General features: G+C 70.2%; 1 protein-coding gene. It reads right to left on the bottom strand.

What is annotated here, in order from left to right:
- Positions 1-18: 18 nt before the first annotated feature.
- On the bottom strand, positions 19-1,104 hold the full coding sequence (locus AC02VZ_RS26005) for an IS110 family RNA-guided transposase (protein WP_476476556.1): 1,086 nt from the start codon (positions 1,102-1,104) through the stop codon (positions 19-21).
- Between the last annotated feature and the right edge of the window lie 230 nt (positions 1,105-1,334).

Here is a 1,334-nt window from a genome sequence, read left to right as displayed (position 1 = left end):
GGGATGCTCCTATGGCTGTCAAGCGGCTGGAGCGAGGTTGGTTTGGGTGATTCGTCCGGTTGATGTGCTGGTCAGGGTGCGGTAGACCTCGCGGGCGACGAATCGCTTGAGGCAGCGCATGATGTCCTTCTTGTTCAGCCCTTGCTTGGTGCGGCGTTCGACGTAGGCACGGGTGCGTTCGTCGAAGCGCATGCGGGTGAGCACGATGGTGTGCAGGGCGTTGTTGGCGGCCCGATCGCCGCCGCGGTTGAGGCGGTGGCGGTGGGTGCGTCCGGATGAGGCCGGGATCGGCGCGACCCCGGCCAGGTGCGCGAACGCCGCCTCGGACCGCATCCGTTCGGGGTTGTCCCCGGCCGAGGCCAGTAGCTGGCCGGCGGTCTCGGGGCCGACGCCGAACAGCTCCAGCAATTGGGGTGCGGCTTGCTTGACCAGCGGGCCGATCTCGGCGTCCAGCTCGGCGATCTCCTCATCGAGCGCCTGGTGGCGGCGGGCGAGGCGCCGCAGCGCCGCCCGGGTCGCCGCCAGGGGCCGGGACAGATCGTCGCCGGGCCGCAGCCGGGCCAGGGTGCGTATCAGGGCTGCCCTCTCCAGCCCTGTCACCTGTTCACGCAGCATCGCGGGGGCCGAGACGAGCAGGCCGCGGATCTGGTTCATCGCCTGGGTGCGGGCCTTGACGGCGCTGCGGCGCGCGATTCGCAGGACCCGGACCGCCTCGACCAGGCCGTCCCGGCTCTTGGGGATACCAGTGGCCCGCCCGGACAGCACGGCCATCGCGGCGGCGTAGGCGTCTATCGGGTCGGACTTGCCCTTCATCCGCCGCGTCTTGCGGTCGGGGCGGTCGACATCGATGACCGTGACGCCGGCGGCGGTCAGCACCCGGGCGAGTTCGGCCCCGTAGGCGCCGGTGCCCTCCACGCCCACCGCGAGGAGCTCGCCGTGTGAGCGCATCCAGTCCAGCAGATCGCGGTAGCCGCGGATCGTGGCAGGAAACTCCCGGTCGGCCAGGTGCCGGCCGACTGTGTCGATCACGGCCGCGTGGTGGGTCAGGCCATGGGTGTCGACTCCGCCGGTGATCTGCGGGCCGTCGTGCGTCATGCTGGTCATGTCCGTCCTTGTGGCGTGTCCGTTCCGAGGGCGGCACGCGCCGGTCGGGCGGGTGGACAAGACAGTGACGGGGCTTCTGGACCAAGCTCCTATAAGGTCACAAACGCCCGTCCGGCCGCGTGCGTGGTGACGCCCGGTGGGCCGACAAATCCCAAACAGGACAGTCGAGACGTCAGTCAGGCGAGGGGTCAGACCCACCAGCGGCGTCACCACGTCACATCCTCACTGTC

The organism is Streptomyces sp. 3-6, assembly GCF_056323165.1.
This window is presented reverse-complemented; position numbering and strand designations above follow the sequence as displayed.